Source organism: Oceanicola granulosus HTCC2516, assembly GCF_000153305.1.
Lineage (GTDB): Bacteria > Pseudomonadota > Alphaproteobacteria > Rhodobacterales > Rhodobacteraceae > Oceanicola > Oceanicola granulosus.
The window spans coordinates 2,271,561-2,285,418 of sequence record NZ_CH724107.1; the positions used below are offsets into that span (position 1 = coordinate 2,271,561).

Below are 13,858 nucleotides of genomic sequence, written 5' to 3' on the forward strand. Positions count from 1 at the left end.
CGCCGGGTGCCGAGGAGGGCCCGCGCGGTTCAAACCGCCTGAATGAAGAGGGATTTGAAAACTATGGCCAAAGTCATCGGTATCGACCTTGGGACCACCAACTCCTGCGTCGCCATCATGGATGGGTCGCAGCCGCGAGTGATCGAGAACTCCGAAGGCGCCCGGACGACCCCGTCCATCGTCGCCTTCACCGAGAACGAGCGTCTCGTGGGCCAGCCCGCCAAGCGGCAGGCCGTGACCAACCCCGACAACACCATTTTCGGCGTGAAGCGCCTGATCGGCCGTCGCCTGAACGACTCCGACCTCGCCAAGGACAAGAAGAACCTGCCGTACGACATCGTCGACGGCGGCCAGGGCGATGCCTGGGTCGAGGCCCGGGACGAGAAGTACAGCCCCGCCCAGATTTCCGCCTTCATCCTGCAGAAGATGAAGGAAACCGCAGAATCCTACCTCGGCGAAGACGTCAACCAGGCTGTCATCACCGTCCCGGCCTACTTCAACGACGCCCAGCGCCAGGCCACGAAGGACGCCGGCAAGATCGCCGGCCTCGAGGTGCTGCGCATCATCAACGAGCCCACCGCCGCCGCGCTGGCCTACGGTCTCGACAAGAAGGAAACCCGCACGATCGCGGTCTACGACCTCGGCGGCGGTACCTTCGACGTCACCATCCTCGAGATCGACGACGGCCTGTTCGAGGTGAAGTCGACGAACGGCGACACGTTCCTCGGCGGTGAAGACTTCGACATGCGCATCGTCAACTACCTCGCCGACGAGTTCAAAAAGGAACACGGCGTCGACCTGACGAAGGACAAGATGGCCCTGCAGCGGCTCAAGGAAGCCGCCGAGAAAGCCAAGATCGAGCTGTCGAGCTCCAGCCAGACCGAGATCAACCAGCCGTTCATCTCGATGGACGGGGCCACCGGCCAGCCGCTGCACATGGTCATGAAGCTGACCCGCGCCAAGCTCGAGAGCCTCGTGGGCGACCTGATCAAGGCGTCGATGAAGCCCTGCCAGGCGGCGCTCAAGGATGCCGGCCTGTCGACCACCGACATCGACGAAGTCGTCCTCGTCGGCGGCATGACCCGCATGCCCAAGGTCGTCGAGGAAGTGACCAAGTTCTTCGGCAAGGAGCCGCACAAGGGCGTCAACCCCGATGAGGTCGTCGCGCTCGGCGCCGCCATCCAGGCCGGTGTCCTGCAAGGCGACGTCAAGGACGTGGTCCTGCTCGACGTCACGCCGCTGTCGCTCGGCATCGAGACGCTGGGCGGTGTCTTCACCCGCCTGATCGACCGCAACACGACGATCCCGACGAAGAAGAGCCAGATCTTCTCCACCGCCGAGGACAACCAGAACGCGGTGACGATCCGGGTCTTCCAGGGCGAGCGCGAGATGGCGGCCGACAACAAGATGCTCGGTCAGTTCAACCTCGAGGACATTCCGCCCGCACCCCGCGGCATGCCCCAGATCGAGGTGACCTTCGACATCGACGCCAACGGCATCGTGTCGGTGTCCGCCAAGGACAAGGGCACCAACAAGGAGCAGAAGATCACGATCCAGGCGTCGGGCGGTCTGTCGGACGACGAGATCGAGCAGATGGTCAAGGACGCCGAGTCCAACGCCGAGGCCGACAAGGAGCGCCGCGAGCTGGTCGAGGCGAAGAACCAGGCCGAGAGCCTCATCCACTCGACCGAGAAGTCGATGGAAGAGCACGCCGACAAGGTCGACCCGACGACCATCGAGGCGATCGAGCTGGCCATCGCCGCGCTCAAGGACGATCTCGAGGGCGACAGCGCCGAAAAGATCCGCTCCGGCATCCAGAACGTCACCGAGTCGGCGATGAAGCTGGGCGAGGCGATCTACAAGTCGAGCCAGGCCGAAGGTGGCGACGAGCAGCCCGAGGCTGACGCCGAGCGCCAGTCCGGCGGCGACGACGACGACATCGTCGACGCCGACTTCGAAGACCTCGACGACAACAAGCGCGCCTGATGCGCCGCTAGAGCGACACGACCGGCCCGGCACGGCCCGGGCCGGTCTTTGCGTTCCAGGGGGAACCATACCGAATGTCGAAACGCGATTATTACGAAGTTCTCGGGGTCTCGAAAGGCGCGTCCGCCGACGAGATCAAGAAGGCCTTCCGCCGCAAGGCGAAGGAGCTGCACCCCGACAGCAACGCCGACAACCCCAACGCCGAGGCCCAGTTCAAGGAAGCGAACGAGGCCTACGATTGCCTGAAGGACCCCGAGAAGAAGGCGGCCTACGACCGCTTCGGCCACGCGGCCTTCGAGGGCATGGGCGCGGGCGGCGGCGGGCGGCGGCCCGGCGGTGCCGGCCAGCAGGACTTCGCATCGGCCTTCTCCGACGTCTTCGACGACCTGTTCGGAGACTTCATGGGCGGCCGTCCCGGTGCCGGCGGCGGGCGCCAGCGCGCCACCCGCGGCAGCGACCTGCGCTACAACCTTCGCGTCACGCTCGAAGAGGCCTACAACGGCCTGCAGAAGACGATCACCGTCCCCACCGCCGTCCAGTGCGGCACCTGCCACGGCACCGGCGCCGAGGGCGGCGTCGAGCCGCAGACCTGCCCGACCTGTTCGGGCATGGGCAAGGTGCGCGCGCAGCAGGGCTTCTTCACCGTCGAGCGCACCTGCCCGACGTGCAACGGCGCCGGCCAGACCGTCAAGAACCCGTGCCACACCTGCCACGGCGCGGGCCGCGTCGAGAAGGAGCGCTCGCTCTCGGTCAACATCCCCGCCGGGGTCGAGACCGGCACCCGGATCCGGCTCGCCGGCGAGGGCGAGGCGGGTCTGCGCGGCGGGCCCGCGGGCGATCTCTACATCTTCATCGAGGTCCGCGAGCACGAGCTGTTCCAGCGCGACGGCAGCCACCTGTTCTGCCGCGTCCCCGTCAGCCTCGCCAAGGCGGCGCTCGGCGGCGACATCGAGGTGCCCAGCATCGACGGCGGCCGCAGCCGGGTGAAGATCCCCGAGGGCTCTCAGACCGGGCGGCAGATGCGCCTGCGCGGCAAGGGCATGCCGGCCCTGCGCGGCGGCGGGCACGGCGACATGTTCATCGAGCTCGCGGTCGAGACGCCGGTCAACCTCACCGGGCGCCAGAAGGAGCTGCTGCGCGAGTTCGAGCGACTGTCGGAAGAGAACAACCCGCAGAGCTCGTCGTTCTTCTCCGCCGTGAAGAGCTTCTGGGACGGGATGAAGGGCTGACGCGGCCGCGTTAACCTTCTTTCAATCTTTTGCCGCCAAGGTGGTGGCATGACCGCGACACGGGATTTCCACGAGGCTCCCCACCTCTTCGAGCCCGACGAGGTCGTCACTCCAGCGCCCGCCGGCCCCGCCGGCGGGCGTCTTCCGTCCTACCTCAAGGATCACCGCAAGCGGCTGCGCGCGCGCTTCATGGCGGGCGGCGCGGCGGCGGTGCCGGATTACGAGCTGCTCGAGCTGGTGCTGTTCCGCGCGATCCCGCGGCGCGACGTCAAGCCGCTCGCCCGCGCGATGCTCGAGGAGCTGGGCGACTTCAACGCCGTCCTCTCCGCCCCACCCGCCCGGCTCGCGCGGATCGACGGGGTGAAGGACGCGGTGATCTGCGAGCTCAAGATCGTCGAGGCCGCCGCGCACCGGCTGGCCCGCTCGAGGGTGATCGACCGGAAGGTCGTATCGAGCTGGCAGGCGCTGCTCGACTATTGCCACACCACCATGGCGCACCGCGAGACGGAGCAGTTCCGCATCCTGTTCCTCGACCGCAAGAACGTCCTCGTCGCCGACGAGGAGCAGGCGCGCGGCACGGTCGACCACGTGCCCGTCTACCCCCGCGAGGTGGTGAAACGGGCGCTGGAGCTCAACGCCTCGGCCCTGATCCTCGTCCACAATCACCCCTCGGGCGATCCGACGCCGAGCCAGGCCGACATCGACATGACCGCGCAGATCGCCCGCGCCGCCGACGCGCTCGGCATCCTGCTGCACGACCACATCGTCATCGGCAGGTCGCGCGAGCTGAGCTTCCGCGCCGAGGGCCTGCTCTAGTCGACCCAGAGCTCCACGCGCCGGTTGATCTGCCGCCCCCACTCGGTGTCGTCACAGCCCATCGGGAGCGCCTCGCCGAAACCCTCGGTGCGCACCTCCACGCCCTCGGGCAGCGCCCCGCCCAGCGCGGCGAGCAGCGTCGCGAGCACCTCGTCGGCCCGTTCGGCGCCGAGGCGGCGGTTGGCGCTCGCGGGGCCGATGCCGTCGGTGAAACCGAGCAGCAGCAGGGTCTGGCCGTCGTGGGCGCCGTCGCGGATGTCGGCGGCGAGCTGGAACAGGTTCGTTCGCGACTGCGGATCGAGCTCCGTCGCGCCGCGGCCGAAGCGGAACGTCGTCGACAGACGCACCCGCGGCGCGAGCAGCCGGGTCATGCGCTGCAGCTCGGAGAGGCGGGTCTCGCGGCCGGCGTCGAGGATCGCGCGGGCGAAGCGCTGGCCCTGGTCGCGCACCGGGATGCGCTCGACGCCGAGGTCGACGAAGCCGGCGCGGCGCACGATGAACTGCGCCGGCCCGGTGCGCATCCAGCCGAGGAAGTCGGCCGCGAGCGGCGGCAGGCGGCGCATCGGGAAGTAGAGGAACAGCGGCATCGCCAGCGGGTAGTCCTCGGTCTTCAGCGTCGTCAGCTCGGGCAGGCTCACCAGCCCGCAGGCCCCCGCCAGCCCGAGCGGGTGGGCGTTGCCGTAGGAGAGGTATGGCACGATCCCCAGCGCCTGCGCGTCCACGGCCACCGCCTCGGCAACGCTGGCGGGGTCCGGGTGCCGCACGACCGTGGCGGCGAGCGTGCGGTCCGTCGCGGTCAGCACCCGCTCGACGAACCCCTGCGCCAGCCCCGTCCAGTCGTCGGTCAGGTGCAGCACCAGCGGCATGGCCTCGGCCTCGCCCAGCGCCGCCCAGTCGTCGATCTCGCCGCCGAAGGCGCGGGCGAGGTCGGTCAGCAGGATCGCCTCGCGGGCCTCGCGGGCCGCCGACACGATCGGCACCAGCGCGTCGATGGCGACGATCTGGCTGCGCCCCGTCGCGCCGAGATCGCCCAGCCCCACCTCGCGGCCGCGCTCGCGCTCGATGGGCAGCACCTCGCGCACCGAGAGCGCGATGTCGGCCTCGTTGGCGAGCAGGTCGGCGAAGCCCTCGTCGGAGGTCGACAGCCGGAAGCGGAAGCGCAGCACGCTCGCCTCGCCGGTGCCGAGCAGGTAGGCGAACTGGCTGTCGTCGATCTCGATCCGCTCGGCGATCAGGTCGTTCTCGGCGGCGAACCCGGCGATCAGCGCCGGCAGCAGCACCTCGCCCATGCGCCGCGCGCCCGACAGGCGCACCTCGGGCACGAAGCTCTCCGGATCGGGGCAGGCCGCGCCGGTGCAGGTGGCGGCCTCGTAGTCGAGCGTGACTTCCCCGGCCTCCGTCTCCATCCGCAGGTAGCGGCCGTCGTAGCCCAGGTAGCGGCCTTCGAGCGTCAACCCGCCGGAGGTGATCGAGATGTCCTGGGCGAGCGCGGGCGCGCAAAGAAAAAGTGCGGCGAAAATCGCCGCACTGGTCTGCCGAAAGGATCGGTGTCTGCCGCGCGTCATCTCGCGGCGAGTGTCAGATCCGCCAGCATGTTTTTCAACACCAGAAAGTCGCCGACCGCATCGCAGGCGGGCATCGTCAGCGTGAGGTCGAGCGCCTCGGCGGGCTTGCCCGCGCCGATCTGGATCGTCTGCGCCGAGACCTCGCGGCCGCAATTGGCCTGGGTGATCTCCGCCTCGACGCTGAGCTCGACCTCGCCGGCCCGCGCGGTGGTGGCGCTGGGGAAGGTGTAGACCTCGGCCATCAGCGGGTCGGTGCCGCGCGCGTCGCCGAGCCGGACGAGGAAGCCGCCCTCGCCGGCCACCCCGGCCTCGGGGGCGCGGGCGGCGGCCTGCCAGACGTGGCCGCTGTCGCCGTAGCCCGCGCCGAACTCGAGCGCGTGGATCTGCAGACCTGCCTCGCCCTGCCACTGCAGCACGGCGCGTTCGTAGTTCACGAGCGCCGGCACCTGGGCGGTGGCGACGGCGCCGCTGCCGGCCTCGAAGGAGGCGATGAAGACTGCGTTGTCGGACAGGGCGGGGACGACGGCGAAGGCCTCGCCCGCGCTGTCGGTGAGGACGGTGAAGATCATCCCCTGGTGATGGATGGTCGCCTGCGCGTCGGGCATGCAGGGGGCCGAGAGGCTGAGGCCGACGAGCGCGGCATGGCCGACCTGGGCGTCGATCGAGACACCGCAGTCGGCGGGCGGCGCCGCGATCGGCACGACCGGCGGCGCGGCCTCGGCGGCGGGCGCGCGGATCGCCGGCCTCGGCGGCGGGCGGTGGAAGACGGGCGCGGCAGGCATGGCGGCCGGATCGACGGCCTCCGCCTCGCCCTCGGCCGCCGCCATCTCGCCCTCGGCGTCGGCGGGCATCTCGTCCGGCATCGCGTCGGCGAGGGCGGGATCGTCCGTCAGCGGGTCCGGCACCTCCGCGGGCGGCGCTGCGGCGCTGGCGGTCGGCGGGACGGGCACCATCGGCATGTCGGGCATGGTGAGGTCGTCGGGGACCACGAGCTGCAGCTCGCCCGAGGGCGTGGGGCGCGAGGGCAGGATCGGCCCGCTCATCCCGGCGACGTCGGGCCCGGCGCCGTCGACCACTTCCGGCACGTCGGAGCCGAAGCGGGCGGCCATCGCGTCGCCGTTCTGCATCACGAAGCCAATGGAGAGCGCGACCCCGAAGGTGCCGGCGGCGACGGTGAATTTGCGAATCTTCGACACGAATCGAACCCTTTCCTTGCGGAACCGGGGTTCAACCTCGCGCTTCAGGGTGGCCTGAGCGGGACGCCTGTGCGGAAAGATCCGGACTCAAATGCGGCGGAACCGTGCAGGCTCCGCCGATCCGGAAACAATCAGGCCAGGCGGCCGTGACAGTGCTTGAACTTGTTGCCCGAGCCGCAGGGGCACGGGTCGTTGCGGCCCGGGTTGCCCCAGGTCGTCGGGTCATCTTCCACGAAGCCGGCGCGCCGGGTCCCGGCCTCCGCCTCGGCGACACCGGCGCCAGCACCGGCGGCGACAGGCTCGCGCGCGGCGGGCGCGGGCGAGGCGGCGGCGGGCTGCTGGAGGCGGCGCTGCTGGGCGAGCAGCTGCTCCATCATCTTCTTCTGCTCTTCCTCGGTCATCGGCCGGATCTGCGCGAGCTTCTGCGTCACCTCGGCGCGCAGCGAGTCGAGCAGGCTTTCGAAGAGCTGGAACGACTCCGTCTTGTACTCGTTCAGCGGGTCGCGCTGCGCATAGCCGCGGAAGCCGACGACGGAGCGCAGGTGTTCGAGCGTCAGCAGGTGCTCGCGCCACTTCGTGTCGATGGTCTGCAGAAGCACCTGCTTCTCGATGTTGCGCATCGTCTCGGGGCCGAACGACGCCGTCTTCTCTTCCATGTACTTGTCGGACTCGGACTCGAGCCACTCGCGCATGACCTCGTCGTCGACGCCGTCCTCGTCGGCCTTCGCCATCACCGGCAGGTCGACGCCGAGATACTTGATGACGTCGGCGTAGAGCGCCTCGGTCTCCCACTGGTCGGCGTAGGAGCGTTCGGGCATGTGCTCGGAGACGATGTCCTCGATGACCTGGTGGCGCATGTCGCGGACGATCTCGGAGAGGTCCTGGGCCTCCATGATCTCGCGACGCTGGGAGAAGATCACCTTGCGCTGATCGTTCATCACGTCGTCGAACTTGAGCAGCTGCTTGCGGATGTCGAAGTTGCGGCCCTCGACCTTCGCCTGCGCGCGCTCGAGGCTCTTGTTGACCCACGGGTGGACGATGGCCTCGCCCTCCTTCATGCCGAGGGTCGACAGCACCTTCTCCAGCCGCTCGGAGCCGAAGATGCGCATCAGGTCGTCCTCGAGGCTGAGGAAGAACGACGACCGGCCCGGATCGCCCTGCCGGCCGGAGCGGCCGCGGAGCTGGTTGTCGATGCGGCGGCTCTCGTGGCGCTCGGTGGCGAGGACGTAGAGCCCGCCGGCTTCAAGGACGCGCTGCTTCTCGTCGGCGTGCTCCGCCTCGATCCGCTTGCGGACCTCGTCTGGGTTGGCCTCGGGATCGGCGGCGAGCGCCTCGAGCACCTTCATCTCGACGTTGCCGCCGAGCTGGATGTCGGTGCCGCGGCCGGCCATGTTGGTGGCGATCGTGACGGCGCCCGGCTTGCCGGCGTCGGCGACGATCTGCGCCTCCTGCTCGTGCTGGCGGGCGTTGAGGACGTTGTGGGCGATGCCCTCCTTCTTGAGCAGTTCGGAGAGCAGCTCCGACTTCTCGATGGAGGTGGTGCCGACGAGGATCGGCTGGCCCTTCGCGTGCGCCTCCTGGATCGCCTCGACGATGCCGGCGTACTTCTCGCGCGCGGTGCGGTAGACCTTGTCGTCCTCGTCGGCCCGCGCAATCGGCTTGTTGGTCGGGACCTCGACGACGCCGAGCCCGTAGATCGACATGAACTCCTCCGCCTCGGTCTGGGCGGTGCCGGTCATGCCGGCGAGCTTCTCGTAGAGGCGGAAGTAGTTCTGGAAGGTGACCGAGGCGAGGGTCACGTTCTCGGGCTGGATCTTGGCGCCTTCCTTGGCCTCGATGGCCTGGTGCAGGCCGTCGGAGAGGCGGCGGCCGACCATCATGCGCCCGGTGAACTCGTCGATCAGCACCACGTCGCCGTCGCGGACGATGTAGTCCTTGTCCTTCTGGAACAGCTTGTGCGCGCGCAGGCCCTGGTTGACGTGGTGGACCAGCGTCGTGCTCTCGGGGTCGTAGAGCGTCTGGCCCTCGGGCAGCAGGCCGGCGGCGAGGAGGCGGCGCTCGAGAAACTCGTTGCCCTCGTCGGTGTAGGTGACGTTGCGGGTCTTCTCGTCGAGCTCGTAGTGCTCTTCCCTCAGCTCGGGAATGATCGCGTCGATCTTGACGTAGAGCTCGCTGCGATCCTGCGCGGGGCCGGAGATGATCAGCGGCGTGCGGGCCTCGTCGATCAGGATCGAGTCGACCTCGTCGACGATCGCGAAGTTGTGCCCGCGCTGCGCCATCTGGTCGAGCTCGGACTTCATGTTGTCGCGCAGGTAGTCGAAGCCGAGCTCGTTGTTGGTCGCGTAGGTGATGTCGGCGCGGTAGGCCTCTTTCTTCTCGGCGTCGGGCTGCTGGGGGTAGACCACGCCGGTGGTGAGGCCGAGCGCGCCGTAGACCTTGCTCATCCACTCCGCGTCGCGGCGGGCGAGGTAGTCGTTGACGGTGACGATGTGCACGCCCTTGCCCGTCAGCGCGTTGAGGTAGGCCGGGAAGGTGGCGACGAGGGTCTTGCCCTCGCCCGTCTTCATCTCGGAGATGTTGCCCTGGTGCAGGAAGATGCCGCCCATGAGCTGGACGTCGAACGCGCGCAGGCCGAGTGCCCGGCGGGCCGCCTCGCGGCAGTTGGCGAAGGCTTCGGGGAGCAGCTTGTCGAGGCTCTCGCCGCCCAGCGCGCGCGCCTTGAGCGCCTCGGTGCGCTCCTTGATCTGGGCGTCGGTCAGCTTCTCGAACTCGGGCTCGAGGCTGTTGATCTTCTCCACCAGAGGGCGCGTCGCCTTGACCTTGCGGTCGTTGGCGGTGCCAAAGACCGATTTCGCAATTCGTCCGATACCCAGCATTCTGTCTCCATGCGCGCGCCGTCGCCGCAGTGTCATTCTCGTGAGAGGAGGCTGGTTGCCCCTCGGGGGCGCGGCCCATATTACAAGGCCCAAGAACCGGCCCCTCGGAGCCTTCAGGCGATGTAAGGGGGCCATAACTCACTGTCAACGTCGCGCCCTGTCGCGGCAGATCAAGGATTCAGGATGTCCCGCACTCTCAGGCTGCTCGCTTCCGCCACCCTCGCCGCCGGCCTCTCCACGGCCGCCGTCGCGCAGGAGGCCTCGGACGTGGTGGCGACGGTGAACGGCACCGACATCACGCTCGGCGAGCTGATCATCGCCAAGGCGCAACTTCCGCAGCAATACCAGCAACTTCCCGACGACGTGCTGTTCGACGGCCTCGTCGATCAGCTGATCCAGCAGCAGCTCCTGTCGGACCAGCTCGACGCGAGCCCGGAGCGTGTGCAGCTCGCGCTGAAGAACGAGGAGCGCAGCCTGCGTGCCGGCGAGGCGATCACCCGCATCACCGAGGAAGCGGTGAGCGAGGAGGCGCTGCAGGCGGCATACGAGGCCCGCTTCGCCGACGCCGAGCCGCAGACCGAGTACAATGCCAGCCACATCCTCGTGGAGACCGAGGAAGAGGCCGTGGCGCTGACCGAGCAGGCCCGCGCCGAGGGCGCCGACTTCGCCGAGCTGGCGCGCGAGAACTCGACCGGCCCCTCCGGCCCCGCGGGCGGTGAGCTCGGCTGGTTCGGCGAGGGCATGATGGTGCAGGAATTCTACGACGCCGTCGTGGCGCTGGAGCCGGGCGACGTGTCGGAGCCGGTCCAGACGCAGTTCGGCTGGCACGTCATCAAGCTCAACGAGACCCGCCTGTCGGAAGTGCCGCCGCTCGAGAGCCTGCGCGGCGAGCTGACCTCGGAGCTGCAGCAGCAGGCCGTCGAGGACGCGCTGGCCGAGCTCGAAGCCGGTGCCGACGTCACCCGCCCCGAACAGGGTGCGTTCGATCCGGCGGCGCTGTCGGACTTCTCGATCCTCGAGAACTGATCGCGATGCCCCCGGTCTCGCCGCTGGCGCCCGCCTCGTTCCCGGACCTGCCCGAGATCGCGGGCGTCCGGTTCGCCACCGCGCAGGCGGGGGTGCGCTACAAGGGCCGCACCGACGTGATGCTGGCCGAGATCGCCGAGGGCGCGGCCATCGCCGGGGTGTTCACCACCTCGGCGACCCGCTCCGCCCCGGTGCTCGACTGCCAGGCGAAGCTCGCCGCCGGCGGTGACGGGCGCGCGGCACTCCTCGTCAATTCGGGCAATTCCAACGCCTTCACCGGCCGCGCCGGCGAGGGCTCGGTGGCCGCCCTGTCCACCGCCGTGGCCGAGCGGCTGGGGCTGGATGCGGGCCGCGTCTTCACCTCCTCCACCGGCGTGATCGGCGAGCCGCTGCCGCACGAGCGCATCGTCGCCAAGATCGACGAGCTCGCCGACGGCCTCGCCCCTGGCGGGCTGCCGGCCGCCGCCCGCGCAATCATGACCACCGACACCTTCCCCAAGGGCGCGAGCGCCGAGGTCGAGGTGGACGGCAAGATCGTCAGGATCGCCGGGATCGCCAAGGGTTCGGGCATGATCGCGCCCGACATGGCCACGATGCTGGTCTACCTGTTCACCGACGCCCGGATCGAGCAGCCCGCGCTGCAGGCCCTGCTGAAGGCACAGACCGACCTGACCTTCAACTGCATCACCGTCGACAGCGACACCTCCACCTCCGACACTCTGCTGATGGCCGCCACCGGTGCGTCGGACGCCGACGTCACCGACAGCGTCGCCTTTACCGAGGCGCTGCACAACGTGATGCTCGACCTCGCCCAGCAGGTGGTACGCGATGGCGAAGGCGCGACGAAGTTCGTCGAGGTCCGCGTCACCGGCGCGCGCAGCGATGCCGATGCCCGCAAGGTGGCGCTCGCCATCGCCAACTCGCCGCTGGTCAAGACCGCAATCGTCGGCGAAGACCCGAACTGGGGCCGTGTCGTCATGGCCGTCGGCAAGTCCGGCGCCGAGGCCGACCGCGACCGGCTGTCGATCCGCTTCGGCGACGTGCTGGTGGCGGAGAACGGCTGGCGCGCGCCGGGCTACACCGAGGCCGCCGGCGCGGACTACATGAAGCAGGCCGAGCTGGTCGTATCGGTCGATCTCGGCCTCGCGGGCGGCATGGCGACGGTCTGGACGTGCGATCTGACCCACGGCTACATCTCGATCAACGCCGACTACCGCTCCTGAGCATGGCGGTCGTCCTCGTCTCCGCCGTCGCGCTGATCGATCCGGACGGGCGCGTGCTGCTCGCCCAGCGCCCGGAGGGCAAGGCAATGGCTGGGCTCTGGGAATTCCCCGGCGGCAAGGTCGAGCCTGACGAGACGCCGGAGGCGGCGCTGATCCGCGAGCTGCACGAGGAGCTCGGGATCGACACGTGGCAGAGCTGCCTCGCCCCGCTGACCTTCGCCAGCCACGCCTACGACGGCTTCCACCTGCTGATGCCGCTGTTCGCCTGCCGCAAGTGGCAGGGGACGCCGCATCCGCGCGAGGGGCAGGCGCTGAAGTGGGTCCGCGCGCGGGAGCTGCGCGACTACCCGATGCCGCCCGCCGACCTGCCGCTGATCCCCATCCTGCGCGACTGGCTGTAGCTCACGGCCACCTCACATCTCGCCGAGACCCATGCAACATGACGGTCCGGACAGTGATCCTTAACCTCTTGGTGCTTAAGTATGAGCCATGGTCCTCAGAAGGAGGTGACCCATGCTCAGAACGATCCTCATCGGCACCTGCGTCTCGATCCAGGGTATCCTGGTGCGCACGCTGGCCAACGGCATGCTCGTCGTCCGCGTGGGCGACAGGATCTACACCGGCCGCCCGGTCAGTCCCGCCTAGCGCGGGCTGCGCTTGGCGAGGATACGCTGGAGGGTGCGGCGGTGCATGTTCAGCCGGCGCGCCGTCTCGCTGACATTGCGGTCGCACAGCTCGTAGACCCGCTGGATATGCTCCCAGCGCACCCGGTCGGCGCTCATCGGGTTTTCCGGCGGCGGCGGCAGGGTGTCGGAGCGGGCGAGCAGCGCGTTGGTGACGTCGGTGGCGTCCGCGGGCTTCGACAGGTAGTCCGTCGCCCCCATCTTGACCGCCGCGACGGCGGTGGCGATGGCGCCGTAGCCGGTGAGCACCACGATCCGGCTTTCGGGCCGCCGCGCGCGCAGCAGCTCCACCACGTCGAGCCCGTTGCCGTCCTCGAGCCGCAGGTCGATCACCGCGTAGGCGGGTGGGCGCGTCGTGACGATGGTCTTGCCCTCGGCCACCGAGCCCGCCGTCTCGACGGTGAAGCCGCGCTTCTCCATCGCCTTCGCGAGCCGCTTGAGGAAGGGTTCGTCGTCGTCAACGAGCAGGAGCGACGGATCGCTGCCTAGATCCAGCTTGTCCGCATCCACCTGGCGCCACTCCTCATGCTTCCGGTCTGGGCAGTTTACCTAGTCCGGCCCTCCCGGTGCGTCAATTGACGGCGTCCACCACGCAGGCCGTCCGCTCCGCGACCGCATCGGGCGAGGCATCGGCGCGGAAGAAGTCGACGAAGCCGCGCTCGGGCAGGACGAGGTAGGTGAAGTTGGAGTGGTCGACGAGGTAGTAGTCCGGGTCCTCATCGTCGTGGAGCTGGTAGTAGACCTTGTAGGCCTTCGCCGCCGCGTCGACCTGCTCGGTCGTGCCGGAGAGGCCGCGGATGTCCGGGTGGAAGCTGTCGGTGAAGTCCGCCAGCACCTCGGGCGTGTCGCGCGTCGGATCGACCGTCACGAACACGCCCTGCGCCTCGATCCCCCGCTCGGCGAGCAGGTCGAGCGCGGTGGCGTTGCGCGCGGTGTCGAGCGGGCAGACGTCGGGGCAGAAGGTGTAGCCGAAATAGAGTAGCGTCGGCTCCGTCAGCACCTCCTCGGAGGTCACCGTCGCGCCGGCCTCGTCGACCAGCTCGAACGGCCCGCCGATCGCGCCCCCGGCCACCTGGCCGCCGAGGCAGTCGGCGAGGTCGCCGCCCGAGCGCGCGACAGTCCAGGCGAAGGTGCCGCCGACCAGCGCGAGCACCGCCGCGGCCGATCCGATCGCGAATGTCCTGGCCTTCATGTCGTCACCCTCGCGTTGATCCGTTCGATTGCGAGCCATATCAAGGGGGCCAGCCACCGCAAGCGG

12 protein-coding genes are annotated in these 13,858 nt (G+C 69.3%); 7 read left to right on the top strand and 5 right to left on the bottom strand.

Annotation, left to right across the window (positions count from 1 at the left end; all coding sequences use genetic code 11):
- Positions 1-63: 63 nt before the first annotated feature.
- From dnaK to radC, 3 genes are all read left to right on the top strand, one after another.
- A complete protein-coding gene (dnaK, locus tag OG2516_RS10980; RefSeq protein WP_007255740.1) occupies positions 64-1,986 on the top strand; it encodes a molecular chaperone DnaK in 1,923 nt (640 codons plus the stop codon).
- A 74-nt stretch (positions 1,987-2,060) separates the two neighbouring features.
- Complete coding sequence (gene dnaJ, locus OG2516_RS10985) at positions 2,061-3,215, top strand: molecular chaperone DnaJ (RefSeq protein WP_007255741.1); 1,155 nt, start codon at positions 2,061-2,063, stop codon at positions 3,213-3,215.
- A gap of 48 nt (positions 3,216-3,263) precedes the next feature.
- Positions 3,264-4,031 (top strand): RadC family protein, encoded by a 768-nt coding sequence (gene radC, locus OG2516_RS10990; RefSeq protein ID WP_007255742.1) that lies wholly within the window; start codon positions 3,264-3,266, stop codon positions 4,029-4,031.
- Here the strand turns inward: radC and OG2516_RS10995 are convergent.
- The 3 genes from OG2516_RS10995 to secA form a co-directional block, all read right to left on the bottom strand.
- Positions 4,028-5,485, bottom strand: a complete 1,458-nt coding sequence (locus OG2516_RS10995; protein WP_007255743.1) for a phosphate ABC transporter substrate-binding/OmpA family protein — start codon at positions 5,483-5,485, stop codon at positions 4,028-4,030. The genes radC and OG2516_RS10995 overlap by 4 nt on opposite strands.
- Before the next feature lie 107 nt (positions 5,486-5,592).
- Positions 5,593-6,792: a hypothetical protein gene (locus tag OG2516_RS19000; RefSeq protein ID WP_007255744.1), complete on the bottom strand. Its 1,200-nt coding sequence runs from the start codon at positions 6,790-6,792 to the stop codon at positions 5,593-5,595.
- Between the two features lie 131 nt (positions 6,793-6,923).
- A complete protein-coding gene (gene secA, locus OG2516_RS11005; RefSeq protein ID WP_007255745.1) occupies positions 6,924-9,668 on the bottom strand; it encodes a preprotein translocase subunit SecA in 2,745 nt (914 codons plus the stop codon).
- Positions 9,669-9,851: 183 nt separating this feature from the next.
- Here secA and OG2516_RS11010 point away from each other — a divergent pair, with 183 nt between their 5' ends.
- The 4 genes from OG2516_RS11010 to OG2516_RS20885 all read left to right on the top strand — a co-directional run bounded on the left by OG2516_RS11010 (position 9,852) and on the right by OG2516_RS20885 (position 12,562).
- Positions 9,852-10,694 carry a foldase protein PrsA gene (locus tag OG2516_RS11010; protein ID WP_007255746.1) on the top strand — a complete coding sequence of 281 codons (843 nt, stop codon included), beginning with the start codon at positions 9,852-9,854 and terminating at the stop codon, positions 10,692-10,694.
- A gap of 5 nt (positions 10,695-10,699) precedes the next feature.
- Positions 10,700-11,917, top strand: coding sequence for a bifunctional glutamate N-acetyltransferase/amino-acid acetyltransferase ArgJ (gene argJ, locus OG2516_RS11015; protein ID WP_007255747.1), 1,218 nt, complete (start codon positions 10,700-10,702; stop codon positions 11,915-11,917).
- A gap of 2 nt (positions 11,918-11,919) precedes the next feature.
- Positions 11,920-12,318, top strand: coding sequence for a (deoxy)nucleoside triphosphate pyrophosphohydrolase (locus tag OG2516_RS11020; protein WP_007255748.1), 399 nt, complete (start codon positions 11,920-11,922; stop codon positions 12,316-12,318).
- A 112-nt stretch (positions 12,319-12,430) separates the two neighbouring features.
- Positions 12,431-12,562: a hypothetical protein gene (locus OG2516_RS20885; RefSeq protein ID WP_007255749.1), complete on the top strand. Its 132-nt coding sequence runs from the start codon at positions 12,431-12,433 to the stop codon at positions 12,560-12,562.
- Here OG2516_RS20885 and OG2516_RS11030 read toward each other — a convergent pair.
- Complete coding sequence (locus OG2516_RS11030) at positions 12,559-13,110, bottom strand: ActR/PrrA/RegA family redox response regulator transcription factor (RefSeq protein WP_007255750.1); 552 nt, start codon at positions 13,108-13,110, stop codon at positions 12,559-12,561. The genes OG2516_RS20885 and OG2516_RS11030 overlap by 4 nt on opposite strands.
- Positions 13,111-13,171: 61 nt before the next feature.
- On the bottom strand, positions 13,172-13,792 hold the full coding sequence (locus OG2516_RS11035) for an SCO family protein (RefSeq protein ID WP_007255751.1): 621 nt from the start codon (positions 13,790-13,792) through the stop codon (positions 13,172-13,174).
- Positions 13,793-13,858: the final 66 nt, after the last annotated feature.

Bases quoted from the DNA above. Each gene is read 5' to 3' on its own strand.
- OG2516_RS11035 (WP_007255751.1), bottom strand. From the start codon at position 13,792: ATGAAGGCCAGGACATTCGCGATCGGATCGGCCGCGGCGGTGCTCGCG.
- dnaJ (WP_007255741.1), top strand. From the start codon at position 2,061: ATGTCGAAACGCGATTATTACGAAGTTCTCGGGGTCTCGAAAGGCGCG.
- radC (WP_007255742.1), top strand. From the start codon at position 3,264: ATGACCGCGACACGGGATTTCCACGAGGCTCCCCACCTCTTCGAGCCC.
- dnaK (WP_007255740.1), top strand. From the start codon at position 64: ATGGCCAAAGTCATCGGTATCGACCTTGGGACCACCAACTCCTGCGTC.
- OG2516_RS11020 (WP_007255748.1), top strand. From the start codon at position 11,920: ATGGCGGTCGTCCTCGTCTCCGCCGTCGCGCTGATCGATCCGGACGGG.
- argJ (WP_007255747.1), top strand. From the start codon at position 10,700: ATGCCCCCGGTCTCGCCGCTGGCGCCCGCCTCGTTCCCGGACCTGCCC.
- OG2516_RS20885 (WP_007255749.1), top strand. From the start codon at position 12,431: ATGCTCAGAACGATCCTCATCGGCACCTGCGTCTCGATCCAGGGTATC.
- secA (WP_007255745.1), bottom strand. From the start codon at position 9,668: ATGCTGGGTATCGGACGAATTGCGAAATCGGTCTTTGGCACCGCCAAC.
- OG2516_RS11010 (WP_007255746.1), top strand. From the start codon at position 9,852: ATGTCCCGCACTCTCAGGCTGCTCGCTTCCGCCACCCTCGCCGCCGGC.